The 26104-nt window shown below is 40.6% G+C and carries 25 protein-coding genes; 7 read left to right on the top strand and 18 right to left on the bottom strand.

Annotation, left to right across the window (positions count from 1 at the left end):
• Positions 1–147 precede the first annotated feature (147 nt).
• Positions 148–546, top strand: a complete 399-nt coding sequence (locus N480_RS04350) for a hypothetical protein (protein WP_063371321.1) — start codon at positions 148–150, stop codon at positions 544–546.
• A gap of 49 nt (positions 547–595) precedes the next feature.
• Here N480_RS04350 and N480_RS04345 read toward each other — a convergent pair whose 3' ends face one another.
• On the bottom strand, positions 596–1042 hold the full coding sequence (locus tag N480_RS04345; protein WP_063371320.1) for a DUF1353 domain-containing protein: 447 nt from the start codon (positions 1040–1042) through the stop codon (positions 596–598).
• Between the two features lie 454 nt (positions 1043–1496).
• On the opposite strand from N480_RS04345, the gene N480_RS04340 reads away from it, so the two are divergent.
• A complete protein-coding gene (locus N480_RS04340) occupies positions 1497–2042 on the top strand; it encodes a hypothetical protein (RefSeq protein WP_063371319.1) in 546 nt (181 codons plus the stop codon).
• 100 nt (positions 2043–2142) lie between these two features.
• On the opposite strand, the gene N480_RS04335 is transcribed toward N480_RS04340, so the two are convergent.
• Positions 2143–2328 (bottom strand): hypothetical protein, encoded by a 186-nt coding sequence (locus N480_RS04335; protein ID WP_063371318.1) that lies wholly within the window; start codon positions 2326–2328, stop codon positions 2143–2145.
• 190 nt (positions 2329–2518) lie between these two features.
• Between N480_RS04335 and N480_RS04330 the strand changes: the two genes are divergently transcribed.
• A complete protein-coding gene (locus N480_RS04330; protein WP_063371317.1) occupies positions 2519–3940 on the top strand; it encodes a PQQ-dependent sugar dehydrogenase in 1422 nt (473 codons plus the stop codon).
• Positions 3941–4011: 71 nt separating this feature from the next.
• Here the strand turns inward: N480_RS04330 and N480_RS04325 are convergent, their stop codons facing one another.
• The 3 genes from N480_RS04325 to fabI all read right to left on the bottom strand — a co-directional run bounded on the left by N480_RS04325 (position 4012) and on the right by fabI (position 7187).
• On the bottom strand, positions 4012–5832 hold the full coding sequence (locus N480_RS04325; protein ID WP_063371316.1) for a methyl-accepting chemotaxis protein: 1821 nt from the start codon (positions 5830–5832) through the stop codon (positions 4012–4014).
• A gap of 107 nt (positions 5833–5939) precedes the next feature.
• Positions 5940–6419, bottom strand: a complete 480-nt coding sequence (locus tag N480_RS04320; RefSeq protein WP_063371315.1) for a MaoC/PaaZ C-terminal domain-containing protein — start codon at positions 6417–6419, stop codon at positions 5940–5942.
• A 3-nt stretch (positions 6420–6422) separates the two neighbouring features.
• Entirely contained in the window at positions 6423–7187 is a 765-nt protein-coding gene (gene fabI / locus N480_RS04315; RefSeq protein ID WP_063371314.1) for an enoyl-ACP reductase FabI, read from the bottom strand.
• Between the two features lie 284 nt (positions 7188–7471).
• On the opposite strand from fabI, the gene N480_RS04310 reads away from it, so the two are divergent.
• Positions 7472–8164, top strand: a complete 693-nt coding sequence (locus N480_RS04310; protein WP_063371313.1) for a hypothetical protein — start codon at positions 7472–7474, stop codon at positions 8162–8164.
• Positions 8165–8221: 57 nt separating this feature from the next.
• On the opposite strand, the gene N480_RS04305 is transcribed toward N480_RS04310, so the two are convergent.
• Positions 8222–9055: a mechanosensitive ion channel family protein gene (locus N480_RS04305; RefSeq protein ID WP_196761447.1), complete on the bottom strand. Its 834-nt coding sequence runs from the start codon at positions 9053–9055 to the stop codon at positions 8222–8224.
• Between the two features lie 405 nt (positions 9056–9460).
• Here N480_RS04305 and N480_RS04300 point away from each other — a divergent pair, with 405 nt between their 5' ends.
• Positions 9461–11518, top strand: a complete 2058-nt coding sequence (locus N480_RS04300; protein ID WP_063371312.1) for a c-type cytochrome — start codon at positions 9461–9463, stop codon at positions 11516–11518.
• 165 nt (positions 11519–11683) lie between these two features.
• Positions 11684–12142 (top strand): hypothetical protein, encoded by a 459-nt coding sequence (locus N480_RS04295; protein ID WP_063371311.1) that lies wholly within the window; start codon positions 11684–11686, stop codon positions 12140–12142.
• Positions 12143–12224: 82 nt separating this feature from the next.
• Here N480_RS04295 and N480_RS04290 read toward each other — a convergent pair whose 3' ends face one another.
• From N480_RS04290 to N480_RS04245, 10 genes are all read right to left on the bottom strand, one after another.
• Entirely contained in the window at positions 12225–14012 is a 1788-nt protein-coding gene (locus N480_RS04290) for a hypothetical protein (protein ID WP_063371310.1), read from the bottom strand.
• Positions 14013–15368: 1356 nt separating this feature from the next.
• Positions 15369–16037: a hypothetical protein gene (locus tag N480_RS04285; protein WP_063371309.1), complete on the bottom strand. Its 669-nt coding sequence runs from the start codon at positions 16035–16037 to the stop codon at positions 15369–15371.
• A gap of 216 nt (positions 16038–16253) precedes the next feature.
• On the bottom strand, positions 16254–16649 hold the full coding sequence (locus N480_RS04280; RefSeq protein WP_155732759.1) for a hypothetical protein: 396 nt from the start codon (positions 16647–16649) through the stop codon (positions 16254–16256).
• A gap of 111 nt (positions 16650–16760) precedes the next feature.
• Positions 16761–17165 (bottom strand): hypothetical protein, encoded by a 405-nt coding sequence (locus tag N480_RS04275; RefSeq protein ID WP_063371307.1) that lies wholly within the window; start codon positions 17163–17165, stop codon positions 16761–16763.
• 125 nt (positions 17166–17290) lie between these two features.
• Positions 17291–17767 (bottom strand): hypothetical protein, encoded by a 477-nt coding sequence (locus N480_RS04270; RefSeq protein ID WP_063371306.1) that lies wholly within the window; start codon positions 17765–17767, stop codon positions 17291–17293.
• A gap of 123 nt (positions 17768–17890) precedes the next feature.
• Positions 17891–18199 (bottom strand): hypothetical protein, encoded by a 309-nt coding sequence (locus N480_RS04265; RefSeq protein ID WP_063371305.1) that lies wholly within the window; start codon positions 18197–18199, stop codon positions 17891–17893.
• Positions 18200–18560: 361 nt separating this feature from the next.
• On the bottom strand, positions 18561–18863 hold the full coding sequence (locus N480_RS04260; RefSeq protein ID WP_063371304.1) for a hypothetical protein: 303 nt from the start codon (positions 18861–18863) through the stop codon (positions 18561–18563).
• A 100-nt stretch (positions 18864–18963) separates the two neighbouring features.
• On the bottom strand, positions 18964–19320 hold the full coding sequence (locus tag N480_RS04255) for a hypothetical protein (RefSeq protein WP_063371303.1): 357 nt from the start codon (positions 19318–19320) through the stop codon (positions 18964–18966).
• 118 nt (positions 19321–19438) lie between these two features.
• The gene (locus N480_RS04250; protein WP_081231739.1) at positions 19439–19690 is read right to left on the bottom strand and encodes a hypothetical protein; all 252 of its coding nucleotides are present in this window, start codon (positions 19688–19690) and stop codon (positions 19439–19441) included.
• Positions 19691–19833: 143 nt separating this feature from the next.
• Positions 19834–20307: an ASCH domain-containing protein gene (locus N480_RS04245; RefSeq protein ID WP_063371301.1), complete on the bottom strand. Its 474-nt coding sequence runs from the start codon at positions 20305–20307 to the stop codon at positions 19834–19836.
• 566 nt (positions 20308–20873) lie between these two features.
• Between N480_RS04245 and N480_RS04240 the strand changes: the two genes are divergently transcribed.
• Complete coding sequence (locus N480_RS04240; protein ID WP_063371300.1) at positions 20874–21977, top strand: GGDEF domain-containing protein; 1104 nt, start codon at positions 20874–20876, stop codon at positions 21975–21977.
• Between the two features lie 558 nt (positions 21978–22535).
• Here N480_RS04240 and N480_RS04230 read toward each other — a convergent pair.
• Both N480_RS04230 and N480_RS04225 read right to left on the bottom strand, forming a co-directional pair.
• Positions 22536–22910 (bottom strand): hypothetical protein, encoded by a 375-nt coding sequence (locus tag N480_RS04230; RefSeq protein WP_063371298.1) that lies wholly within the window; start codon positions 22908–22910, stop codon positions 22536–22538.
• A 79-nt stretch (positions 22911–22989) separates the two neighbouring features.
• Entirely contained in the window at positions 22990–26097 is a 3108-nt protein-coding gene (locus N480_RS04225) for an efflux RND transporter permease subunit (protein WP_063371297.1), read from the bottom strand.
• Positions 26098–26104: the final 7 nt, after the last annotated feature.

The raw sequence follows: 26104 nt of genomic DNA, 5'->3' as shown, positions 1-26104 counted from the left end.
TAATTATTTTGGCCTATTCACCAAAAGATAAAAAAGTTATAAGTTAAAACTTTTAGGAATAAAAATTGCCAACACTTATCGAAAAGTGTTACTTTATAACAAGAAACGCCCGATTTATTGGGTCAGAAATAGCTAAACAGGTTCAACATGGTACTTCCTCAACTCGAAACATTCATTAAACATCGCAAAATTATTGCATTGGTCGCTATCCTCATCAGCATCACGGCATGGGCCGTTGAGCTAGCGGGTGTTGTATACGTCTGCCCATATTGTCGAACACAGCGTACAGTTATAGGCTTACTAGGTATTCTGTTACTATTACCTATCGCTTACCATTGGATCTTCAAATATATAGCGCTGGTTATTGGCTTTTTTGGAGCAGTAGTTGCAGCAAATCAACACTTTATGGGTTGGAAAAAAATCTCTGCCGGCACATTCAACTTTCATGAGCACATAGCAATGGACCCTTTTTTGCTGTCCGGCCTCGCACTGACAGGAATCATCGGGTTAGTATTTTTAATACTGCAGCAATCTAAACCTGAGTAGCGTCTATTACACCTTGCATTGGAGGGATAGTCCCTCCTTTTACACCCTTTCAAAGGCCGTAAACACTCGGCTGTCTGCCATCATCGATGATCTTATCTTTCAACTCTTGTTTATATGCCTCGTCGTCAGCATCATTATCCCAATACCAGCGGCCAAACTTTTCTACAGCCAATTTCATTAAAGATGCTTTCGTATTACTTACCCCTGAATCGCATAACATAAGGTAGAAAAGCTCATCAGCCGCCACTCTGTTAACCTCATGCGTATGATAAAGCCAATCATGCACCAATGCAGCCTTCATATACCTTGGATTAAATGGGGTACCAACAAGATAGTAAGCAAGCGAAGGAATACTGGCCCCATCATATTGAAAGTATTTAGGTACCCAACGAACCTTTCCTTCATGTTGGTAAGGAAAATCTTCGATAAGCTCGTACGCTGTTTCAAGTTTATTTGAATGTGTTGCTAAAACAGGCCTTAGGTTAAGCGTTTCCATAATATACCTTTGTTTGGTTAGCGTGATATCAAACTCACCAAGGTATATAAGCAAAAAGATGTGTCATTTTTAGTGGTATAAGATAGTTAATTACACTAAACACTGAGATAAAAAATGTGGTAGCCCTATACATGGGCTACCAAACATACTCAGTTCTGGCAAAGCGCATATTTTGTTATTGTTGTTTTTAAAAGCGCTAACCTATTACTCCCCGAAATAGCTTTGTTGGCTACCAGAACTGTAGCGATTGTATTTTGTGCCTAGTAAAAGGCCAATCAAAAACAAACCCATATTAGGTACAGTTTAAAATTAATGTCAATGAAAAAATTTTATTAAAATGGGCCTCTGTTAACTTTGCCCTTAGTTATTATAAGCTGTAACCGGACACCTCGTGACCTACCCGCTACTTCTCACCATGATATTATCATTTAAAATCATAAAGATAGGAATTTACATGTCAGTAATTCAAGAAATAGTACACCGTTGCGTTCATCCACTAACCCAAATAACAACCAATCAAGTAATTTGGAAAAATACGAGTGGTTCAGCCAATTTACGCACGCTTATTCCAAACGATGACGCGCAATGGCAACTTGCTTTGGACCCATGCAATGATAAAGCAGCTAATTTCCATAGCATCAAAATAGCCCCCTCTTCTTCCTTCAAAAATAGAACCAATTTAGAGCAAGCAGCAAAACTCACTTTAAAGCTGCACATGCAAGACCCGAATTGGGAATTTGCAGAGATTATCTTTAACCCTGATGCTTCGACCCGTGTTTACATGGAAAGACCAAGCGACTCTCTACCAGAGGAAAAGCTAATTACCGCTCAAGTCGACCTTTCAGAACGCAAGTTGGCAACGCTTGTAATTGATGTCCCCGCTCTGCACCCTCAATTAGATCTATCATCAAACGCCCCTATTTTTGAGTTTTATATTAGAGGTAAGCATTTAAAAACTGGACGCTATTTCTGTACTGAAGAAATAAATATATTTGCTTGAGGCAAATCGGGAATTGGCAGTGTTAGTTGTCAGAATCTAGTATTGTAATCGCCAAAGGATAATGAGGCGTAATACATAAACGCCTCAATATTCATACCCGTTAACAGCGGCGAGAGCCACATGCTCTACACGTCAACGTTGCTGGGCAATCTCTACCTGTGATATCACAATTAATATCAGTCAAGTAAAGTCTACCGCCTGCAATTTGAGGTGTTTTTTCTCTTTCAATACCTACGCTATTTTGCGTTAATTGTTTGAAGTTTTTTTTCTTAAGCTGTAGTTTCATTGTTATATTCCTTATATTGAATTGTCTATTTATTAGACTAACCCAGACTATCAAGATACATTCCGCGATACAACAGACCAATTGCCTCTCACTAAAACCCGCTTATTCTCGTTCTATCGATTAAACAGTTTTTTATTTAGTTTTTACGATTATACTGGATTTGTACTTAACAAAATGCGGGCATATAACAATGAAAAAAAACGACTATTTAGCAACGGTGCTAAGTATTGTCTGTGTCAGTCCATTGGTCGCTTTGGCTGAAACTAAAGTAGAAGATGTGTTTAAAGCAAATTGTGCATCTTGCCACGGTGCTAATTTGCAAGGCGGGATGGCTGGCTCATTACTCGATTCAACGTGGCTGAATGGTGGCACAGATAAGTCACTCACAAACGCAATCAAACAAGGCATTGTAGATCGCGGAATGCCAGCCTTTGCTTCATCTCTTTCTGATGAAACAATTCGTACCTTAGTCGTTTATATCAGAGAAGCTGGATACCGCGCAGAATCCCAAGCCATTCAAACTCCAACCTTGAACAAAAAATTCAATACTCAGCACCACACAGTCAATACACGCGCTATTACCTCTGCTAAAGGTATCATTTGGGCTATGGACTTTTTGCCAAATGGAGATTTGCTATACACGTTAAGAAAAGGCGAATTATGGCTTTTGAGTAAAGACGGTAGCAAAGTGCAAATAAAACACACTCCTGAAGTATGGCATCGTGGTCAAGGCGGCATGCTAGATGTAATGCCAGATCCAGACTATGCCCAAAATGGCTGGATTTACCTGTCATACAGCAAAAAGACGGGTAAAAACAGCTCTGGGCGAGACATTGGTATTACAGCGATAGTTCGTGGAAAAATAAAAAATAATCAATGGGTTGAACAACAAACATTGTTTGAAGCACCCTCGCGAACTCATAGAAATAGAGGCTGGCATTTTGGCTCTCGGTTTGCAATTTCTGGCGATTACCTGTTTTTTAGTAATGGAGATGAAGGACAACAAAATGATGCGCAAGATTTAACCACACAAAATGGCAAAATACACCGGATCTACAAAGATGGACGAATCCCAAAAGATAATCCTTTTTTCTCTCAACCTGGTGCACTTAAAACGATTTGGACATACGGAAATAGAAACCCACAAGGCTTAGTGAAGCACCCGACAACTAATCAAATATGGTCAACGGAGCATGGACCTAGAGGCGGTGACGAACTTAACTTAATCTCAAAAGGCCTCAATTATGGATGGCCCAAAGTTACATTTGGAATGAACTACGATGGAACCCCGATCACTCCGCATACTAACCTGCCAGGTATGCAGCAACCGATTCATCAATGGACACCGTCTATTGCAGTCGCTGGTATGAACTTTTACACTGGCAACCGCTTTAGCCAATGGCAAGGCGACTTATTTGTTGGTAGTTTAGCTAAAACGCAATTACATCGCTTACGTATAAAGAATGATCAAGTCATTGAAGATGAGATTATTTTAAAAGGTCTTGGTAGAATTCGCGATGTCGTCACTGCGCCAACGGGTGAGCTTTATATAACCATGAATGATAGACAAACTAAAACCAGTAAAATTGTTGCCCTATCTCCTGGAAAGTAGCAGCTAGGCTACTGTTTAAAATAGATACATAAGCAATTTACTTTAAGCTTTAGCTCATTTATTTTGGTGAGTTAAAGCTTAAAGAATGACGCACTCGCCTGCAAATTTTGAGAGACCTTTACAATATCTTGAACAGAACGAGTTAAGCTATTGCTTGCCTGAGTATTCCTTAGAGTCGCGGTATCTACCGCTTCGACTGTTTCGTTGATTTGTTTTAGTCCCTCCAATTGTTGCTTTGATATATCCATCATATTTTGGACTAGGCATGAAGTTTTATTCGCTGCGGGTATAATTGTTTCAAGCTGCCTACCTGCAACCTCAGCCAAATTCACACTTTCGTTCGCTGTTTCTCCTATTCTTTCCGAAGCTTGCTGGCATCGCTCAGATAACTTTCGGACTTCGCTTGCAACAACGGTAAACCCTTTGCCATGGACACCTGCACGTGAAGCTTCAATTGTCGCATTTAAAGCTAACAAATTAGTCTGATAGGCAATTTCATCAATTATTTTTATCTGCTGAGCAATTGTCTTCATCGCGCCAATGGTTTGCTTAACTTTTCCACCACCGTCTTCGGCCTCTTTGGTCGTGTTAATCGCTACGCTATCCGTTTCCAGTGCGAACTCACTATTGGCTTTAATCGACTCACCCATTTTCAAAGCAGCACTTTTCGTATTTGAAACACTCTTCTCTTGCTGCACCGCCGACATTGCCATTTCTTTCGCAATTCGAATCACCAAAACTGAAACTTTTTCTAAGGAAGAAGAGCTTTGTTTCACTTCCTTAATCACTGTTGCGAATTGCTTAGACATCCCTTGCAAAGCTCTTAACAGGCGCGATGTTTCACTGTCGCCATGAATTCTTTTCCCCATCACCAAATTGCCTGCAGCCAGTGAGTTTGCAATTGCTACTGCATCATTAATGGGGACCGTGATCGATTTAGAAATGAGTACTGCAAGCATTATGGCCACAACAAAACTTATTACACTGACCGTAACAACTAGTTTTTGAGAGTTGCGGTTATCTTGTTGTAACGCTGGACCCATTTTATCTTGCAAATCTTTAATGCTTAGCTTAAGCGCTTCGATTTGGTGTGCAGCCCGCTGTCCAATGACATCTAATTGTTCACGTTTAAGTTGATTTCTCGAGTCAATTACAAAAACCAGTTCGTTAAAATTTTTAATGTATTTAGGTGCAAGCCGCAGAAGGTTTACATAATCGCTATGTCGATTCTGTTCCTGAATTAAAACACCGAGTTTTCGTAAGTTATCTCTAAATAGGGCATATTCGGTCTGAACACGCTCCACTTCCTCAACCAAGTTTGTGTCTAAAAACTTAACGACATGCAATCTTGCTATTAGCAAGCTTCTCAATGCGGTAGCAGCAAAAAATGCAGCTTCCAAATCGTTTTCTCGCCTTGAACTCAATAAGATCTGAGAGAGATCTTGCTCCATTCTCGGGCCAATTACATTGAGTTTGTCGTGAACCAGCACGTTGCGTTCAGCAATTTTATCCGCCACTTGCTCAAACACCGACGCGTATTGATTTGCGAGCTGCTCTACATCATTGAAAGTGCTTATCTGCTCTTCACTGATAGCGTCTTTATGAGCACTTTGTAATAACGCTTTCAGTGCTGCCATGCGCGACAACTCTTCTCTTAAAGCTTCGGCTTTACCATTATTTATGTAATGCAGGGCTGCTATCCTCAAGCTAAGAAGATTAGCCTGCACACGTCCGGCATTGTTTGTATTTCGAGCAAGTGAACGGTAATCTCTAAACCCTTCTGCTGCAGTATTCAATGCTTGTATCGAAACTAAAACAGCACAGCTAAATAACAGCAGCAACACAAAAAAGCCGGCCCCGAGGCGACTCGATATCTTTAGCTCCGCAAACATGTTTACCTTCTAGCCCAATACGGTACCCTTGCTGAACGATTCTAAAAATATAATACAATCTTTACGTCTTGCTCATTTTATTGTGTATATAACAATAAAATATCTCCCTAACTAATCTTTTCAAAGACCTTTACTGTAGGCTCAATCACCTCAACAAATTGCTTTTCTTGGGGTGCCAACACCGAAGCAATACCAAAGACAACTTCTTGCTTATTTTGGTTCGTGCATTGGCAGTCTAGCGTCACAATTCCATGGTTCATATCTTTATCAATAACGGTAATTTTCGTTGTGATTTCGTCTCCTACTTTTACAGGTGCAACAAACTTCAGATCTTGAGATAAGTAAATAGAACCAGGGCCTGGTAATCGCGTACCGATCACTGCTGATATTTGTGCGGCCGTCCACATACCATGGGCGACAACACCATGAAATCGCGTTTGTTTGGCATATGCTTCATTTAAATGAACAGGATTATAATCGCCAGTTAAAGCAGCGAAACCCAGTACATCGCTGGTAGTAACAGTTCTTACAACAGAAACGTTGTAGCCGATCTCAATCTCATCAAAAATAATATTCTCTAGTTTCATATTTTAATCCACTGCGTGATAGCCGTTATCCACATACAAAGTGCTGCCTGTGATAGCCATTGATAGATCACTGACTAAAAATACAGCGGCACCCGCAACATCTTCGGGAGATAAATTTCGCTTTAAAGGTGATTTGTGCTCACTTCTTTCAAGCAACAGGTCAAAATCTTTCAAACCTGAAGCGGCACGGGTTTTGATGGGCCCTGGTGATAATGCATTCACTCGATGGCCCTGCTGACCCAACTCTAATGCCATGTACCTTACTGATGACTCTAAAGAAGCTTTAATAGGCCCCATCAAGCCGTAGTTTTGTACCGCCCTAGCACCACCTAGGTAAGACATCGTAATCAAACTAGATGCTGGATTTAAAATCGGCTCTAGCAGTCTGATCAAACGAATGAAAGAAAGGCAGGAAACATCCATAGCCAATTGAAACCCTGCTCGGTGCGCATCAATGAGGCGGCCTTTCAAGTCCTCCTTCGGTGCAAAAGCAACACTGTGAATGACAAAGTCGATGTTGCCGAATTCAGACCGGGCAATTGCAGCAAGGCTGGCTAGTTGTTCATCACAGCTTACATCACACTGTTTAAACAACACGGAGGGTAAAGCGTCTTGGAGAGGTTGAATAAAAGGCGCGGTTTTCTCATTGGCATAACTTACTATTAGCTCGGCACCTTGTTCATACAGCATTTGAGCACACGAAAAAGCGATACTATGTTGATTAGCAACCCCGACAACTAGGCCTTTTTTCCCTTTTAAGTCATACATAATCTTATTCCTGCTTACCTGCGACCCCATGTGTGATGGAGCATTATATGTAGATAATATGGGGCAGACTTTTCATTAATAAGACAATGGCGAAGCAGCTGAAAATATGCGGTTAAATAAACTCTGTGTTAAGAGAACTTCACGCTCACAACCAATCACAACATAAATAAAACATAAAATGCACAATACTAACAGGCCATAAATAACCTTAAATAACATAACTTTACATATATTTCTTTCTGTGTATGATGCGCCGTTTTTAAGTAATCTTATTAGGGACTTTTATGAAGCCGTCACTTTTTGCGCTTACCGTCGCTCTTTTCTCTGGTCATACATTTGCAAGCAATGCCATTAACTTTGATTATGTGGGTGTAGGTTACGCAAAATTCAAACAAGACAACTTTATAAGCCATGACGGTAACACCTTTGAAGCAAGCAAACAGTTTGCTGATAGCTGGGTGGCAGCTGCACAATATATGAGTACTTCTGGTAAGGGAACAATGTCAGATATTGACGAGATTCTTGAAGCGAAAGTGCTTACCAACTTACATATTGATGGAGAGATAGACTATTGGAGTATTGGCGGCGCATATTTGTTTGCACAAGATGACAACTCAGCCATCGAATTAGCTGCACGTATCAATCGCCTAAATGTTGATTACAATATTCTAGAAACAGAGCAAATTCTTAGCACGGGCAGCTACCTCATTGAAGCTGATGCACCTCATCGCTTTAATTTAAATGACCACACTAACACCTATACTTTGCAAACAAACTATCATTACGCGTTTTCAGAAAGTGCCAGCGTAGTTGCAGGTATCGGATATGAGTACTTAAAAGACGCCGAACAAAAGCATGAATTGTTTTACCAATTTGGGGGAAAATACAGTTTCGCTCAGAATTTCACGCTTAGCGCGTTATATCGCAATATCGACATTTACGAAACCTACTCAGTCACGTTGCGTTACAACTTTTAAGTAAAACCAATGGGCGCTGAAAAACAGCGCCCACTGAACTTACTGCCAGCTAGAAGCCTATGAGCTTTTTTCAATAATATGCACATCCCGTTGTGGGAATGGAATAGCAACATTGGCGCTGTCTAGCGCAGGTTTTATAGCTCGGTTTGTATCAAAATAGACATCCCAATAATCGTCCGTTTTACACCACACCCAAACCGTTAGGTCTATAGAATTATCACCATAACCGACTACGCCGACAAAAGGCGCAGGTTCTTGTAAGATCCGGCTGTCGTTTTTGGCCATCTCCAACAAGGCTTTCTCAGCTTCATCAACGCTATTGTTGTAACTAATTCCAACAGCTAAATCGACTCGACGAATTTGCTCGTGGGTGACATTATTTACCTTTTCACTTGCCAGTGGCCCGTTGGGTAGGATTATCCGGCGATTATCAAGCGTAGTTAAAAAGGTGCAGAATACGTCAATGGCTTCAACCACACCCTCCTCACCTTGTGCGACTATATAATCTCCAACCTGAAATGGTTTGAAAATTAATATGAGCACCCCGCCTGCAAAATTTGAAAGACTACCTTGTAAGGCAAGGCCCACCGCTAAACCTGCCGCACCCAATATCGCGATAAAGGAGGTTGTTTTTACACCCAGCATTGAGATGACAGATATAAACAAACACGCCTTTAACAGCACGGTCGCCACACTACTCAGCCACTTTCTGAGCGAAACATTAAACTCTCGCTTCTCAAGTAAAAAGTCTATCGCTTTTCCAACTAAAGATATCAACCATAAACCTAGAATTAAGGTAATAATTGCAAGTGCGAACTTTGGCGCAAACTCAACCGCATGAACCGTTATCAAATCGATAATTTTTTGCATATCTATTTCAGCAATATCCATAACCACCCTCAAAAATTAAAACTTAAGAACTAATCTTAGTTAACGAAATGGTTTTTATGCTAACTTTTTATTAATTTAGATATCAAAAGCACAGAAAGAAAGGCACAAACTCTATGGCATAACGAAGTAGGCACCACGGTCAACGCACATAAACATGCCCCTTACAAAGGGTCTTATTTCAATTGTGCTCCTCAACGACCCTTCGTTGCCTTCGGCTACCACACTTGCTATTTAAAGGTGTGTTAAACCTGTCAGCAGATTATCATTCTGTATCTCCTTTCAATTTTTGCGCCGCAATGCAAATCATCAGAACTTCTTGGGCTACAACGTGTAATCATCTGTAATTTTTAGCGTTAACAAAATATGTGAAAATGTTAATGCAATTAAAAACCGTCAGAGAACTTTATGCCCCGTACTTACCCTATTGTCCTAAGATGGCTATTTACAAAATGGCCATGGATTCTATCTATCGTCATTGTAGTAACCGTCACTTCATTCGCCTTGCGCACCGTTACAGCGCTGAGCGAACTAAAATATGGTTTAACTCCGCCTACACTTCCTGAGTATCAACACCTTGAAACCAAGTTTATTAATCAAAATGGATGGTTACCAAAAGATCAATACAACAACCACCAATGGCCGTACCATGCATCACAAGGCACAGCAACACTGCCCATTCCTTACGAATGGTTAGCTGCACTTGAGGCACCCAAAAGTATCCCTTGGTTTATACTTTTCTCACAAGAAAAGGCGTTCTTATCAGAGTATATATATCGCCTAGGTTTCATTAATTTAAACGATATCAACACGCCCTATTCAGATAAACAGCAATTGCCTTTGGGCCTTGCTAAGACCACCAGCATGAATATGCCAGGCTTAGATCGCAAAGCCACGGCAGTTGGCTTCACGTGCACCGCATGTCACACTGGACAATTCACATATGACAACACCCGCTATGTTGTGGATGGTGGCCCAGCAATGACCGACTTGGGGCTATTGACAAAATCACTGGGGGCGGCGATTGGTCAAACCGTACTCTCAAGTAAACTAGCCCCATTTGATGGTCGCTTTGAGCGCTTTGCACGTAAAGTACTGGGTAGCAACTACAACGTTGTCAGTAAAGCAAAGCTTAAAAGTGCGCTACAAGATACCGTTGCTCAGCTCGCCAAAGGTCAAGACACCATCAATGTGACTGAAGGATTCAGTCGTCTTGATGCGCTAAACCGAATCGGAAACAAAGTGTTTGCAGACAATATGGACCGCCCTGAAAACTATAACCCAATCGAGGCGCCAGTAAATTACCCGCATATTTGGACGACCTCATGGTTTGACTGGGTCCAGTACGACGGCTCAATAATGCAGCCCCTCATTCGAAATGCTGGTGAAGCTCTTGGCGTGGAAGCGTTTGTCGACATGCGACTCCGTACAAATCAGTTGCAACAGGCCGCGACATTTTCGAGCTCCATACCAATTGATACCCTCTACCAGCTTGAAAAATGGTTAGCTGGTGATTATCCCCTCAAAAATTACCAGCCCGGACAGTTAGGCCAGATAACAGGGCTAAAAGCCCCCCAATGGCCACAAAGCTTGCCTGAGATTAATAATACATTGGCAGAAAAGGGAAAAAGCCTCTATCAACGTAACTGCCAGGGGTGTCACCTTCCCCCTATGGGCAACCCCGACTTTTGGGCCGAGCACTGGTCTAAAATTGGTTATGAGCAAGACGGTCAAATCAAGTTTACGGATAGAAAGTACCTCCGACTCAAGATGGTAGAGTTGAGCGAAATTGGTACTGATCCTGCGCAGGCTCATGTATTGCTTAATCGCACAGTCAACACCAAGGAGCTCGGTCTAAACACAGATCTGTGTGTACCTGTAGGTGAAAATCAAAAAACGCCCCAAATGCAATCAGGTCTTCAATTTGTTAATGTACAAGACAGTGCGACTAACAACTTCGCTTTGGCGTTAGGCGCTGTAGTAGAGCAAACAAATAAGCAATGGTTTGCACAAAATTATATTTCACAAGCAGCTCAGACTCGACTGGAAGGTGGCAGGCCCAACTGTTTGAGAAAGGGCGCAGGTTACAAAGCTAGGCCACTTAATGGTATTTGGGCAACCGCTCCGTATTTACACAATGGTTCTGTGCCCAATTTATACGCCTTGCTTTCGGAGCCTTCAAGTAGGCCTACATTTGTTGAGCTGGGTGGCTTGGCATTTGATCCAATTAACGTCGGTATTATGCAGAGTAAGCATGTTATTCAAATGAATAACCGGGTAGATACCTTGCCGGCAAACCAAACCGATGATTATCAGGGCGGATTTTTTATTCTTGATACTAGGCAAGCGGGTAACTTGAACACAGGTCATGCTTTTACGAATGATCCCACGACTCAAGGCAAAGTTGGTCCAAAGCTGAGCCATGAAGAAAAAATGGCCCTCATAGAATATCTAAAAACACTTTAAAAAGGCTAGGATGCGCACTGTGTTGCGCATCCTCTTGTTAACTCAACTCGTAACAATCAAAGTCAAGCCCTCAGCTTTAGGCCCCCCTAAACCACCTTGTTCAAAAAATAAACTAAAAGCCTTCATCATGCGTATATGGAAAGTAGCCAACAGGTTGGAGGTACTATGAACCATTATGTAATCAAAGGGCATGACTATGACGCTTTTCGCGACGCCCAAGACGAACTTGACGAGCTTAGAGTAGATACTGAGGACATTAGCGCGATATGTGACAGCAACACCCATCCTCTGCATGACTTTTTAACAAACCACGTTGTTAAAATCATAAAATCAGAATGTGTGTTTTTAGCCATTTTAGCGGTCAGTGCATATTTTGCTATTAGCTTGGGTGCCATTCCGGTCACGGCAATTATCATAGCCACTGTCGTATTAGCTATGTTTAGTATCTGGGTTAGCGGTATGGTAGGCTCTGATTTAGTGAGATATTATTCATTGTGTAAGGCAACAACGTTTGGTGAAAAGCACCCGCTCGTACTACACATTGAAATTGAAGAAGGTAAAAGTGATATCCTCAAGAAAGTGGTTGAAAAAAGGCCGCAACTACAAATGCAAAAAGTGTATTAGGGAAGCGTAAAAAAGTAGTTGGATAATCATCCAAAGCCAGACATTCGGAGCCCAACATGCGGGCTCCCATCTGTCACTATTACTATTGTGTAGAGGCTTCTTTTTGGTCAGTTAGGGCGAGCTCAGCTTTTCGTGCATCCAAAAACGCTTCATACTGTTGTTGCATATGCGCAATATCAATATCCACCACAGATTCCCAACTCTCGCCAAAATTATCTGTTTTGACGACTTGGCCTTGTTCACACAAAAAGAATATTATTTCGCCCTGCGTCAGTTCAGGCAACAATGTTGTACAGTTAGACTTAACTTCACCATGAGAATGCCAATCGAACTTTTTACCTTGTTTATTTAATGAGGCCGAGATAACTCTGAGTTTCTTTTTGCCTTTCTCGTTTTGCTCTTTTACTCGACCAACTGACACGATGCGATTGCCTGAGATCAATGCAGGTAAACTAGCATCAGTCTTATGATCACCAAAAAAACTCAATGAGCGATCGATTGTGTGCCAACTTTTGCCATAGTCAACAGATACGACCTGATCGCCAATGCCATCCCATTGACTAACTTCAAGCGCTACGAGCTCACCGGTTTTTAATTGTGAAAACTTTTTGAAGCTCTCATATTTAGCTGACTTCCACTGTCCTGATGCCTCGTTATAAGTCAGCAACTTGTTATCATTGATCACTTTAAGTTCACTGGCGTCATCAAAAAAGACAAATAAACCGCCATTTTGAACAAGCCAATTGTGCCCATCTTTCTTTTTAAATGACCCAATTTTATGCCAGCCTTTGTCCAACTCAACAAATCTGTACAAAGTATGCTGCTTTTCAGAGCTTGTCATTGCATAGCCAAAGCGGCCATCACTTCCTAACCAAACAAAGGCCTCCGTTGCAGAAATTGGTTGGTGTTGTTGCCAGCTACCACCTTGTGATTGAGAAAATAAAACCCCCCTTTCACTGCCAATAAGCAAAGTATCATTTATTTGGCCGCTTGCTGTGAGCTGAGATGCCGTTGGTAACGATTGTGTCTCTACATTGCCCGTAGAGTCCACTAAATGCAATTTTCCAAACCGTGCAGCAAGCACGTTGTAATCGCTACCTTTCACTGAGATTGCTTCATCGCCATAAGCATTAGCGCGAGACAAAGCCCCCAACTGGTTTCTTAATTTTGAAAATGGATCATCTTTCCATGAGTTGACCTGTGATAAATCAAGCGAACTATATAGATTTTGATAGTGATGATTTACAAAAGGCGCTAGCGCTGTGCTTTCTTCTAAGCGAGTTACGTATGCGCGTTGTTCTGTTTTATTGCTCCAGAACGAGGCTTTTTTGGTATCAAGTAGCGGCTGAAAAACCAACGTACCTAGGTTCGTCAATTGGGCGTTTGTTACTTGAAATACACCTGCAGACTGAAACACTGGCATGTTTATCCAAGAAGACATGTTTCCATCACTGTAATAGCTGTATAACACAGAAATAATGTACTCACCTTCAGGCATTGCCCCCACAAAGATCTGGCTATCTACAGTCCCTTTTGAGTTAGCCCTTAAGCTGTAATAGTCGTGTTCCCAGTCAACCTTTTCAGGGTCAAATTTTTTACCGTTTTTCTTCGCTTTCTCTTTTGCTTTTTGAATGGCAGCTTGTTTACGCTCTTCTTCATTATCTATGCGAATGACGATGACCTCGTCCCAGTTTTTATGTAGGCTGGCAAGACGATCTGTATTATTCACCAACTCAAGCGCCACAACCCCCTGTCCAGCTTGCAAGGGCTTATTATCGTTTATTCTCGTGCTATGAATAGTCGATTGACAACCAACCATAAAAACACACAGCAGTATTACCAAAAAGACATTTATATAAATTCGTTTCATCTTGATTATTCTTCCATTTTTACTTAATGAAGTGACTTCACATCAGAGCGTGTCCTGCTGCCCTGTTAACCAACCCCTATGTTAAACAAACAGCTCCCGTTCCACAAAACTTTTAACCATCAGATTGGATTTAAAACTTTAATAAACAATAATTTAAGATATCTGACCAATTGAAAAAGCAAAATAGTGCTAAATATATGGCAATCACTTTGTGCTGTTGAGCTAAACGCTTTTTCGCCTAAAATCAGAGCATCACGCAAATAGCGTGAAAGATACCCATGCAAGCATCCAATGTGTCTCTTTAGGTACCTTTCGCATAGAGTAAGGGTTGCTGCCTATAGAGTGCGTATTTATCATTTCTAAATCAAACTTTTAAAATTTCGCCTTGAATCACCAGTATGGCGTGTTTGATATTAATCATGGCGGGGCTTCTTATCTACTTAGAACGCTGCACAAAGAAAAGTGCCTCGCCAAGCAAGGCCAAAGGCATTGAAATTATGCCTAATTTATTTTCGACTACGAAGGCGCTAAAAAATTAAGAGCGCAGTGAATAAGTGTGATTATCGAGAAATTTGAAACCCGTATTAAAATGAAACCATCGTTATTGTGTTAAGAGAGCTAAAATCTCGCAATGATAAAGGACATTCAACCAACTCGTTTTTGGACATAAATAATTTGTAGTCAAAGGACGGATATGTGCCAACAACTGACATTCGTGCTAATACTAAACCTATTGCGTTGCCAAAGGTATCAGCTAGAGTTTATAACTACCTGATACCTATAGGCTTCCAATATTTATGCGTTATTCCTTTTTTCTACTTTTAATATACAGGGAATATCCAATGGCCGCCTTTCGCCCTCAACCATTGCTGTCGGTCCATCACCTTTAAGCCAAACTTAATTAGTTGTAACTTTCTCACCTATCTCCGGGTCATATGTAGTAATTATGTCGCCGTTGTTAATTTGCCCTCTAAGACGATTACGCTTGTGCTTTCATTTAAAATTTCACTTATTGAAAAAGCCTCTAAGCGATTATCAACCATTACTCCCATTAATAGTACTACCATTCTAGTTAAACTTATTTTTTCTATTGACTTATTTTTAAATTTTGTAGAGATAAAACAATCTATAACTAGTGTAAATATTAAATTTATTCACCCTCTGTTACGCCCCGACTTAATAAACTTGCTCCCAGATTAAGCTACTACTTATTACATACTCCTTATGAAAATGATTGTTAATCTGTAAAATGGTTTTACCGAATATTCCTAAGTTAACTGATAAGCTTGTTATATTTAGTAAGAAAATTAAAGTGGGTGTCTAGTTTATTGCCAAGTTAACTTCCTGCACTAAATCCTAAACATGACTGAACCTTGCCCTTATTAAATATGCTAATTCAATCCAAGTTGACCAACTAAAAATCCACGCGAAGCTTACACAAACTGTTATATTTGCAAAATACAACAAATAAGCATCTAGTGTACTTCCCGTTGCGAATGCTCCTGCAATAGCTGCTGTACTAATAATACCAGTACTCACTTTTGGGGAAACACCAACATTTCTGCCACTAGGCAACTTACTGTCATCATATTTTTTAAATGGATAATAATCCCATGTTCCAATTCGGACTTTACCAACTTCCAATGCACCTTGATATGAGAAGGTAGGACTTAAAAGTCTATTAGTAAGTGTAACAATAGCGACAATTACAGGTGGACATAGCATAACCCATAGTTCTAGCATAGTTACTTGACCGTTTAATAAACTATAAGCAGTTAAAGCGCAAAGAAAGACACACATAGCACCCACAATACTGCCCCATATTGCAAACCAAGCATTATTCACAGATTTAACTTTGTAAAACCAACACCTCCCAATTACTTGCACCAGAACCATTAATAAAGCAGTTAAAATAATTAACCACATTTCAGTATGTGTTACTTCTGGGTGCGGTAAAGGAAACAGTGCTGAAAGAGAAATTACCCCCCATAGGTTCATACAAAATATACTTTCTTTGTAATCCATAATATAAACCTTCCTCTAGAGATAAATTGAAAAATCCATTTTTAAATTTATCTTAATTTAATTAATTTCACCAACCAGGTCAGCTATAGCCATTTTCGATACCATTATAAATTACCCATGCAGCACCGAATCCAAAGGAAATTAAAGTGGGTGTCTTGTCTATTTGCGACGAAGAAGCACAAGCCTGTATTTTTGCCCCCTTGGTTAAAGCGTTTGTTAGCTAGCAGTAAACACATATTTTCGGCCTAAATAAATAAAGTGTACTGCAACCGCTATTGGTATAAGAAGCCAAATTGATCCGATATTTACACCTAACATAAATGCAAACCCAAGGATTGAGAAAAAGCCACAGATTATAAATAAACGTAATTTAGTAAACGACAAAAAATATCTGCTTGGCTCTAGAATATGCATTAAAACGGAGATAAACGCGAACATACCTAGAAAGCCTCCAACTTCAATAAGTAGCATAACCAGCGCACCATAATAACCGTCTAATATACCCATAATTGAGATGGGTATAGTGATTAAGCCTAGCCCTAGCAGTATGACTAAAGGACCAAACCCAATTATGGCTTCAACAATGATCAAGAATTTGTATATTGGTCTCATTTGCTAGCTAACGCGTTACTAGTAGGCGTAAAATGCTTGGCTATAATAGGTGAGATACGAACCAAGCCAAGCTTTTTGGTTCCGCTCATAATGCGCTTGTTACGTGTTTATTCACGCTACTTTACCCCACCACCCTTTAAAAGCGTGTTCAGGTAAAACACACATAGTTATACTACCGCATTTATTACATTGCCAATACGAATCTGGCCCTGTTACGCCTTGATATTTAAACTCAAATTTTAAATATCCGGGGCGCTGGATGCACTTATAGTTATCATTCTTAGTTAAACTTAATGCATCGTCTATAGTTTTGATTTGGCCACAATGGTTGCAAGATGCGAGTTGTTCTAAGACGTTACGACCAACAAATCGATCACAATTTTTAAGCTTAAGGTAATTGCCTCTCGAAAAGGTATTTTCGATTTCATGCCGGAAAGTTTCGACGAACTCTTTAAAGCATTCATCATCTACTTCTAAGGACAGCCAACTTTTTAGTGAATTTTCGATATTTTTCATCTGGCTACACTGACACATAACGCTCCGCATAACGGGCTTTAAAAGTTTTGGCTATAATAACGAGCGCTGCGAGTGAAGCCAAACTTTTAAAGTCCTTTCGTTGATGCGTTTGTTATATTGCGGATTCAATTCAATTCAATAATTTTGATTTGATTTAAAAAGGTGTTATCTACAATTTTAGTACCAAATGAAATTCTTCCCCAATCTCTTTCTATTAGCGCATTGATTATTACGCCTGCTTTTTCAGCTGTTTGATTGTTTTTTTCTTGGATATACGCATAAATCTTAGGCGAGTGTTTTGAGCCTTCTTTAGGTAACCATAACCCACCGTCAGACTCTGCTTTGTAATTTGCAGAAGACTCAACGAGAACACAATTTTTGGGTCCTCGATAATAAATACCAAATTGGTCTTCGAACTCAGCTTTATAAATACCTTTCTTTAAGCCTTCTTTCACACTAACCAATCCCGTCTCGCCAACATTTTCTATGTAATGCTCTAAAATAAAGCCTGTTGTAGGCTCAACTCGATTTAATGTACTGATGTCTATACCTGTTGCACATCCAGATAAAAGTAAAACAAATAAAATAAAAAAGTTTTTCATATAGCCTCAAATAGCAATATAACGCCCACGTTAATGGGCGGCTAACGCTTGGCTATACTTTGCGAGGAACGAGCGTCAGCCAAGCTTTTGACGTCCAGTCCTTTAACTACTTGTTATGAGTACTTACAGCTTTGGTGAACTTGAGTCACAATATACCCAAATAATTCCAAAATCACCAAATACCTCAAAGCCATTATCAATTGATTTTACATATTCAAATTCACCTAAACTCATTGAGCCCCTTTCAGGATCGAAAATCATTTCAATTGATAAATGAGAGAAGTCGATTGTGATTGGTGAATTGTCAGAGTTAAAAAAACGAACATTATTAGTATCGAAATCAGTATCGTTTTCAAGTACGACAAACTTGAGTTCACTTCTATCTTGAGGTGCTTCAATTTTTACTACGTTGTTGCCGAATAGTCGATTCATGCATGTACTCATAACAATTTAATATCGACCCAATGGGCCGTTTTTCTACCGAGCCATGGGCCATTTTCCTCATTGTACCAGTTTTGTCACAATAACTAACTTGTTGCTAAAGATATATTTTTATTCATTGTAGAAATTATGGAAAGGATAAAAACGACCCAAGGGGTCGTTTTCTTGACTATAGAAGAAACACAAAACAACTGGGCATAAATCAGTGCTTTAAAAATAATTTTCTAATGGCCGCTATTCTTTGAGGCATTCGACTAAACACATTTTGGGGCAAAGGCGAGTTAATTTATGCCCTGCCTATGGAAATAAACGCGTTAGAGATGAAGGATAGCTGCGTGCCATAATGCGATTGTTAAGTGGCAATGTAACGGAAGATACCACCGCTTAGCAAGCCTACAATCGGTAACAAAAATAAGTAAACTATTTTATACTTTTTAAGCCATAAGACACTGGATACAACACTTGCCAGAAAAGTAACAATACCTACACCAGAAAATACAGACCAAACCATTGCACCGAAGCCAAAGTATGGTATCGCAAACAAATAGAAAAGTGGGTTCGTTAACGATCTTTGTTCAAGACCGATAAAATATGAGATGTAAAAGCCAACAAATAAAAAGTACCAAGCTATTAAAATAAAGGCAGATTTATTCATAATGACAAATAGCGCTTCGCTTAACTGGCGCAAAATAGCAGGCTAAATTTAGCAACAAAGGAGCACAAGCCAAACGTTTTGCGTCCTTTTGAGTAACTTGTTATGTTTCTATTGCAGCTATGCCTGATTCTGTGGCGACTACAACGATAGATGTATCAGCTGCAAAATTATGAGCGCGATCCCAAAACTTTGGATGCTTCAAGCTTTCGCTCAATTCCTCTACTAGTAATGCTCGCTCATAGGGTACCCTTACTTTTGAGCCATTTTTCTCATAAGTTTGCTGTACAACTTCTATGGCATTTGATTGTGCCAATTTAACGATCGATGATAAAGCGATATCATATTTTTTGGAGATCGTAAATTCAGGGGGTAGAAAATGAATATCATAAATGATTTGATATAAATCCATTTCACAGTCTGATGATTCGGAAATTATAAGTTTATCAATTTCGTCCATGGTTCCCTTAAAATATAACGTTGTAATAAACGGCATAAAATAGCAGGCTAAAATTAGCGACGAAGGAGCACAAGCCAAGTATTTTGCGTCCATGCCATAATTGACTTGTTATATACCGCTAATCGCCAGAGCCTGCACTGTCTACTGTACCACCGCCGAATGGCCTTTTATAACCGGGCTTATTTTCTTGGTCTTGCCCACTATAAAACATCCACAAGCCAATACCACCAACAAATGGAATTAGCCATACGATAATTGTTTGAGCTATTTTTTGAAATTTTTCAATATCATCACGCCTAAAGATTAAAACACTGACCATGATATTGATAATCACCAATACCATTCCAGCTATTAAAACAAAATTTTCCATTTCAATTGCTCCCTGTAAGCATATAACGCCTCATTAAAGTGTGAACAACGCAACCACGGAACTTAACCTTACCACCGTAAACACTGAACTCAACGATGGAATGAAACAATGCCAAGCATTGAGAGTGACTCTTAAATGCTTTGTTATATTTTTTGTGGACTCACCAACTTGAAGCGCTCCAACACCAATAGCATATCTTCTGACGGCTTAATATTTAGCTCTTCACATTCTTTTGAGAAAAAGTCCCAATGAACCTTTCGCCACCAACTTAACGACTTATCGCCCTCTCCCTCCGATGCAGCAAATTCTGCTGTAACCTCGTTGTATTTGCATTTACTAACCGATGTTGTTTCAACAATACAAACAGGCTCACCACTCCAATTTGTTACGACCATCAAATCCCCTACTTCGGGCATAGTTTCACCTTGCTCACTAAACCAGATGTCTAGGCTACAAGTTGCGGTCTTTTCACCTTTTACAACAAGGTCTGCGCAAAGATTTGCGTTATATTCGTCTGCACAGAAATAATCTGCGCTAAATGAGGTATATTTTGATGCCACATCATCGGGCAAGGAACTAAGATATTGTTCTAAAAATGATTTACTTCTTTCATCCATGATTCTAGCTCTTAAGTTGATTAAAAATATAACAATTTAATATCGACCAAATAGGTCGTTTTTCTAACTAATTGTGGTCATTTATCTGATTGGCCCAGTTTTAACATAAATAGTAACATGTTGCTACATATCACAATTTTATGGTTATGGTGTTTTACCAAATATATAAAAACAACTCATTGGGTCGTCTCCATAACTACAGGTACAAGTTGCTAGTTCTCAAAAAAGCAATGAAGGTCCGCTTTTCGCTCAAAGCAGCCCTTTAGAGAATTTGCGTTAACCCATTTTGAGGCAAGAATGAGTTGGTTGGTCATCCGTATTGCATAGTAGAACCAATGACACCGAATGGCTGTAACCGTCTGCTTGTAACTCATAGCCAAGTGTTAGATGAAGTTTAAATCTATTCACCAAAGCTAGAAAACTAGGGGGAGTAAGTACACGTACAGCTTGTCACATACGATGAATATTTAAAATAAACGGTCTAATATCCCTTGCATCCTCTACCTCTTTGCAACCCTATGGGAAATTTCCTCTATACTGAATAAATAGCGTTCGAGAGGTATCCTATGATTAGATCGCTCCAAAACCTGTTGTACACTGCCATTAATATTGGCTGTGACAGTGATGAAGCCAATATTCACAAAGTGCGTGTTACTAACACACTGGCATTTGTCGCTGCCACTATTGCATGTATCAACATTATTTTGTTCGGTATGCTCTCGCATTCACTTATCACAGGAGTCATGAATACGGGGCTTTTAGCCATCTGTTTGAGTGCAGTTTATTTACAGCATCGTCGACTTTACTACATCGCGAGGATGGTCTTATTACTTAGTATCATCGGATACATTTTTATTCATGCCAATTGGGTAGTTGGGAAAAATCTTGGCGTGCAAAGTACGTTTTTCACTTTACTGCCATTGCCTTGGCTATTGTTAGAGGACCACCGTAAAAGAACTAAAATCGTGCTGTCGTTTTTATGTTGTAGTTGTTACTTTTACATTCAATATCACCAACCTGTTGCACCGCTTATCTTCTTTCAAAGTAGGTACCAAAGTGTCTTGCAAGTTGGTTCGGAGTTGCTTGCGATGTTAGTTTTGATTGTCCTCGCTATTACCTTTGATAATGACCGCAATAAATACGAAAACAGGCTTCGACAACTTGCAACGGAGGATCCATTAACAGGCCTTGCCAATAGAACTAAATTACTCGCCGAAGGTAATCGTGTATTGGCTTATGCCAAACGCCATCAAGAGCCTTTGTGCATCGCTTTACTCGACATCGATCACTTTAAGAGTGTCAACGATAAATATGGTCACAGTCATGGTGATACATCACTAAAGATTATTGCCAAGCTTTTAGCAAACAACTTGCGAGAGAGTGATTTGGTCGCCCGCTATGGTGGAGAGGAATTCGCATTGATCTTACCAAGCGTTAACCTCAGCCAGGCTACCAATGTTTTAAATAAATTAAGAGAACAAATCGCGCTAACGCCTATTTGTTACGGCGATGTATGTATCAACTGTAGTGCCAGTTTTGGTGTAACTCAGCTGAATAATCCTAAACAGCAACTCACAGAGCTGTTTGATCAAGCCGACGAAGCATTGTATCTAGCTAAAAACCAAGGTCGTAATTGTGTTGCAGCTTTTGGCATCCCCGCTCAGGCATAACCGATATGTGAATTGGTAAAACAACAGTAGGCCAAGTTACACATCACTTGGCCGTTGTAACTTTAACTAGCAAGCACAAGTGTGTATTTCACGAGTTTTTTCGATGCACTCTGACTCATTAGTATTACAATAAAATGGGCCAAACGAGTGTTCACGGCAAAACAGATTTTTTGTGTGTGGAGCCCAACCACCCGCTACTTCTGGGGTTGCTTCAACTGATACTAACTTAGAAACTGAAAGTGACTTGATTTTCTTTTTATTCAATTTTAATTGCATGTTCTATTCCTTGTTAAAATATTATTGCTTTAAAGTAAAGCATTTAAAAACTAACAAAAGAGCAATAATTGAACAAGTTATTTTTTAGACAATTTCAAAAACTGAAACATCAATTCAAATCCATCATGTCACAACACAGGAAGTAGAAAACCTTGTGGAGTTTTTTAAAAGCTCTCTAATTCTCGACAATTACTTCCTTATCACGCCGCATAAGTTAAACGCTTTTGACGCTGATGCAATTAAGAAACCTAGTGCCTTGCTCTAGGTTTCTTAATGTTTACTTTAAAACGTGAAACGCACAGTGACTGAGTGATGACTAGACTCTTTGACTTTCACAAGCACTTTAGCGCCGTCAGCAATGGCGATATTGGCAGTCAATTTATTATCACCTACATAACGCAATTGCGCATCTGACTTTTTGCCATTCGCCAGCACAATAATGTTGCCAGTTACTTTTTTTGCAGGATAAGGTTTGCCATGATCGCGAAGATAAAGGCTGACACCAGTCTCCGCGCGTACAAGTTCAAAAACCATTTCATGCTCAACTTTTACTACCCCTCCATGAAGGGGCTTGGTGCTGCCGTGTGCGCTCACACTTGGGGCGAAAATAAATGCACACAGTGCAAGTAAAATAACTGTGATAATTGAAGTTTTCATATTTTTAGTCTCTTTATGTTTATAGTAAATGGTGCAGCAAACTTTGTATTAGTTACATAGGCGTTGCTGCACAAACCTGTTAAATCAACTCTTTTGAATTGCTGTTTATCCACGCCTCTGTCGGTTTTTTACCAAACTTCCAATAGAGTAAGGGCGTCAATAAAGTATCCAGTAACGTCGAACTCATAAGGCCAGAAAAAATAACAATGGCGACAGGGTGCAAAATTTCTTTGCCGGGCTGGTCGGCAGCCCAAAGCAATGGGATCAGTGCAAATGCAGTCACCATTGAAGTCATAAGAACTGGTGATAACCGTTCTTGTGCGCCACGAACAATCAGCGCGTGATTAAAGGACGCACCTTCAAAACGGATAAGGTTAAGGTAATGGCTTATTTTTAAAATACCGTTGCGCGCAGCAATACCCGTTAATGTGATAAAACCGACAACCGATGCAACAGAAAGCGAGGTCGAAGTTAACCACATAGCAATAACTGCCCCTACCAATGCCATAGGCAAACTGCACATAATAATGGCAGCAAATACGAAGGATTTATAACGCATGTACAACACCAAAAATATCAGTGCGAATGACAAAACTGACAGCAATATAAGCAAGCGCATCGCTTGCTCTTGGGCTAAAAACTGGCCCTCTATGCTAGCAAAGCTACCCTGTGGTAATGAATGCGCAGCAACGATTGTGCGTATATCGCTCAGCAGTGTTTTGACGTCGACATTTTCGCTGTTGGCATAAAGCACAAGGCGGCGACGTCCATTTTCTCTAAGGATTTGATTTGGCCCATCAAGCAATGTGATGTCTGCTATGTAAGAAACTGGAATAGCACCAGCAGGAGACGCGATTAACGTATTGCCTAGCGCTTCAGGTGTGCGGTTTTCGTCTTCAAGTCGTAATACTAGCTCAAAACGTTTGATGCCATCGACTACATCTGTCACCCCTACGCCCTCTGTTAACATGTTTAGTTGGCGAAGTGCAGAGCCCGGCGTAAGTCCAAATTTGGCGAGCTCATTGTACTTTATCCGAACACTGAGCTGTGGAATTAACACCTGTTTTTCAATGTTGATATCGACAAGACCGGGCACCGACGCTAGTTTGTCGCGCAGTGCTTCAGCACTGATACGTAAGCCTTCTAAATCATCACCAAAGAGCTTTATCGCAAGCTGCGCACGAACCCCAGACAACAAATGATCCAGACGGTGCGAAATTGGCTGGCCAATGGCCACTTGGCCCGGCAGCACAGCTAGCTTGGCGCGTATTTCAGCAAGCACTTCGTCTCGACTTCGCTGCGAGGGCACCAAATCAACATCTACTTCCGAAGAATGAACGCCTTCAGCGTGTTCATCTAGCTCAGCACGGCCAGTACGCCTTCCAACTTGCGTCACCTCAGGCACAGAAAGCAATAGCGACTCCGCTAAGCGCCCCATTTTGTTAGACTCTGCTAACGATGTGCCCGGCTCAAATATGATCCCCAACACTAGCGAACCCTCATTAAATTTGGGTAAAAAAGCGCGAGGAAACTGCGAAATACTCGCAGCAGCCATGACTGCAATTACCGCTGCGGTCGCTATAAGTTGCTTTGATTTAGGCAATGCCAACACAAGCCACTTGCCTTGCCAACATTTAAGTTTGTTGACTAGCCAGCTATCACCTTGATGGATAATTTTTGCATTTGGCAGTAGATAGTAGCAAAGCACTGGGGTCACGGTCATTGACACCAGTAAAGACCCTAAAATTGCAATGATATATGCGAGTCCAAGTGGAGAAAAAAGCCGTCCTTCAATACCCGGTAAGGCAAACAAAGGCAAAAATACCAACACAACAATTGCGGTTGCGTAGACTATACCTGAGCGCACTTCAACGCTTGCTTGCCATATCACATCAAACACCGGTTTGGGGACACGCGATTGTGCGTTGAGCTTAAGCCGTCTCAAAATATTTTCTACATCCACAACGGAGTCATCTACAAGTTCACCTATGGCGATGGCCAAACCACCTAGGGTCATCACATTAATACTTTGACCAAGCCACTGAAAGATAAGCACAGTCACCGCTAGCGAAAGCGGGATTGCAAACAAGGAAATAACTGTCGTTTTGACCGACAACAAAAATAAAAACAGTATGATTGTGACCATTATGGCCCCATCGCGCAGAGCCTCGGTCACATTATCAATGGACGATTTAATAAAATCCGCTTGCCTAAATAAAACTTGTGGTTTAGCCAGTCCCTGCGGAAGCCCTGAACTTAACTCTTCGAGGGCCATTTCTATTTGCTGAGTCAACTGAACCGTATCAGCGCTTGGTTGTTTTTGAATATTGATGACGACCGCGGGTTTACCATTGAACCCGCCATCGCCCCGTTTTTCTGCGGCTGAGTATTGCACTGTAGCAATTTCAGAAAGTAATATTGGACGGTCCTTTTGCCAACCAACTGCAAGGTTTTGTAGATGGCGGATATTTAACGTTCGGCCCTGATGGCGGATCAAGTACTCTTGATTATTGAGGTCAACAAAACCACCACCAAAGTTTGCTGCAAAGTCAGCCAATGCGCTTTGTAAATCTGCTAACTCAATGTCAAATTGACGCATGCGCAGGGTATCAGGCGCAATTCTTAACTGACGGACTTCCCCGCCTATAGGAATAACTTGGGATATACCAGGTATCGCAAGTAATCTAGGTCTAAGCACAAAGTCAGCATATTCACGGGCCTCCATAGCATCAACTTTTCCAACAATATCAATGGGTAATGCAATCAACATTACCTCACCCATAATAGATGAGACGGGCCCCATCACCGATGTAACACCTTTTGGAAGCTGCTCAGCAGCTAGATCTAAGCGCTCTGAGACCAGTTGACGATTTCGATAAATATCCGTATCCCACTCAAATTCGATATAAACAATGGACAAACCAATACCAGAAGTAGAACGAATACGCGTGACGCCGGTCACACCATTGAGTAAGTTTTCCAATGGAAAAGTAACAAGTTGTTCGACTTCCTCTGGTGCCATTCCACCCGCTTCAGTCAACACAGTGACAACGGGTTTATTAAGGTTTGGAAACACATCAACTGGCAGTTTTTGCCCTTGCATTACGCCATATGTGACCATAACAAAAGCTAGGAGCATCACGACCAAACGATGTTTTAGACTTGATCTAACTAATACATTAAACATACTTTGG

The sequence above is a fragment of the Pseudoalteromonas luteoviolacea S2607 genome (assembly GCF_001625575.1).
In the GTDB taxonomy this organism is placed as follows: domain Bacteria; phylum Pseudomonadota; class Gammaproteobacteria; order Enterobacterales; family Alteromonadaceae; genus Pseudoalteromonas; species Pseudoalteromonas luteoviolacea_E.
The sequence above is the reverse complement of the archived record's forward strand: the minus strand, read 5'-3'. Positions and strand labels throughout refer to the sequence as shown.

Bases quoted from the DNA above. Each gene is read 5' to 3' on its own strand.
- N480_RS04255 (WP_063371303.1), bottom strand. From the start codon at position 19,320: ATGGACGAAATTGATAAACTTATAATTTCCGAATCATCAGACTGTGAA.
- N480_RS04280 (WP_155732759.1), bottom strand. From the start codon at position 16,649: ATGAGACCAATATACAAATTCTTGATCATTGTTGAAGCCATAATTGGG.
- N480_RS04290 (WP_063371310.1), bottom strand. From the start codon at position 14,012: ATGAAACGAATTTATATAAATGTCTTTTTGGTAATACTGCTGTGTGTT.
- N480_RS04250 (WP_081231739.1), bottom strand. From the start codon at position 19,690: ATGGAAAATTTTGTTTTAATAGCTGGAATGGTATTGGTGATTATCAAT.
- N480_RS04225 (WP_063371297.1), bottom strand. From the start codon at position 26,097: ATGTTTAATGTATTAGTTAGATCAAGTCTAAAACATCGTTTGGTCGTG.
- N480_RS04260 (WP_063371304.1), bottom strand. From the start codon at position 18,863: ATGAATAAATCTGCCTTTATTTTAATAGCTTGGTACTTTTTATTTGTT.
- N480_RS04305 (WP_196761447.1), bottom strand. From the start codon at position 9,055: ATGGATATTGCTGAAATAGATATGCAAAAAATTATCGATTTGATAACG.
- N480_RS04230 (WP_063371298.1), bottom strand. From the start codon at position 22,910: ATGAAAACTTCAATTATCACAGTTATTTTACTTGCACTGTGTGCATTT.
- N480_RS04270 (WP_063371306.1), bottom strand. From the start codon at position 17,767: ATGAAAAACTTTTTTATTTTATTTGTTTTACTTTTATCTGGATGTGCA.
- N480_RS04335 (WP_063371318.1), bottom strand. From the start codon at position 2,328: ATGAAACTACAGCTTAAGAAAAAAAACTTCAAACAATTAACGCAAAAT.
- N480_RS04320 (WP_063371315.1), bottom strand. From the start codon at position 6,419: ATGAAACTAGAGAATATTATTTTTGATGAGATTGAGATCGGCTACAAC.
- N480_RS04340 (WP_063371319.1), top strand. From the start codon at position 1,497: ATGTCAGTAATTCAAGAAATAGTACACCGTTGCGTTCATCCACTAACC.
- N480_RS04275 (WP_063371307.1), bottom strand. From the start codon at position 17,165: ATGAAAAATATCGAAAATTCACTAAAAAGTTGGCTGTCCTTAGAAGTA.
- N480_RS04345 (WP_063371320.1), bottom strand. From the start codon at position 1,042: ATGGAAACGCTTAACCTAAGGCCTGTTTTAGCAACACATTCAAATAAA.
- N480_RS04300 (WP_063371312.1), top strand. From the start codon at position 9,461: ATGCCCCGTACTTACCCTATTGTCCTAAGATGGCTATTTACAAAATGG.
- N480_RS04330 (WP_063371317.1), top strand. From the start codon at position 2,519: ATGAAAAAAAACGACTATTTAGCAACGGTGCTAAGTATTGTCTGTGTC.
- N480_RS04285 (WP_063371309.1), bottom strand. From the start codon at position 16,037: ATGGATTACAAAGAAAGTATATTTTGTATGAACCTATGGGGGGTAATT.
- N480_RS04295 (WP_063371311.1), top strand. From the start codon at position 11,684: ATGAACCATTATGTAATCAAAGGGCATGACTATGACGCTTTTCGCGAC.
- fabI (WP_063371314.1), bottom strand. From the start codon at position 7,187: ATGTATGACTTAAAAGGGAAAAAAGGCCTAGTTGTCGGGGTTGCTAAT.
- N480_RS04350 (WP_063371321.1), top strand. From the start codon at position 148: ATGGTACTTCCTCAACTCGAAACATTCATTAAACATCGCAAAATTATT.
- N480_RS04265 (WP_063371305.1), bottom strand. From the start codon at position 18,199: ATGAATCGACTATTCGGCAACAACGTAGTAAAAATTGAAGCACCTCAA.
- N480_RS04325 (WP_063371316.1), bottom strand. From the start codon at position 5,832: ATGTTTGCGGAGCTAAAGATATCGAGTCGCCTCGGGGCCGGCTTTTTT.
- N480_RS04310 (WP_063371313.1), top strand. From the start codon at position 7,472: ATGAAGCCGTCACTTTTTGCGCTTACCGTCGCTCTTTTCTCTGGTCAT.
- N480_RS04245 (WP_063371301.1), bottom strand. From the start codon at position 20,307: ATGGATGAAAGAAGTAAATCATTTTTAGAACAATATCTTAGTTCCTTG.
- N480_RS04240 (WP_063371300.1), top strand. From the start codon at position 20,874: ATGATTAGATCGCTCCAAAACCTGTTGTACACTGCCATTAATATTGGC.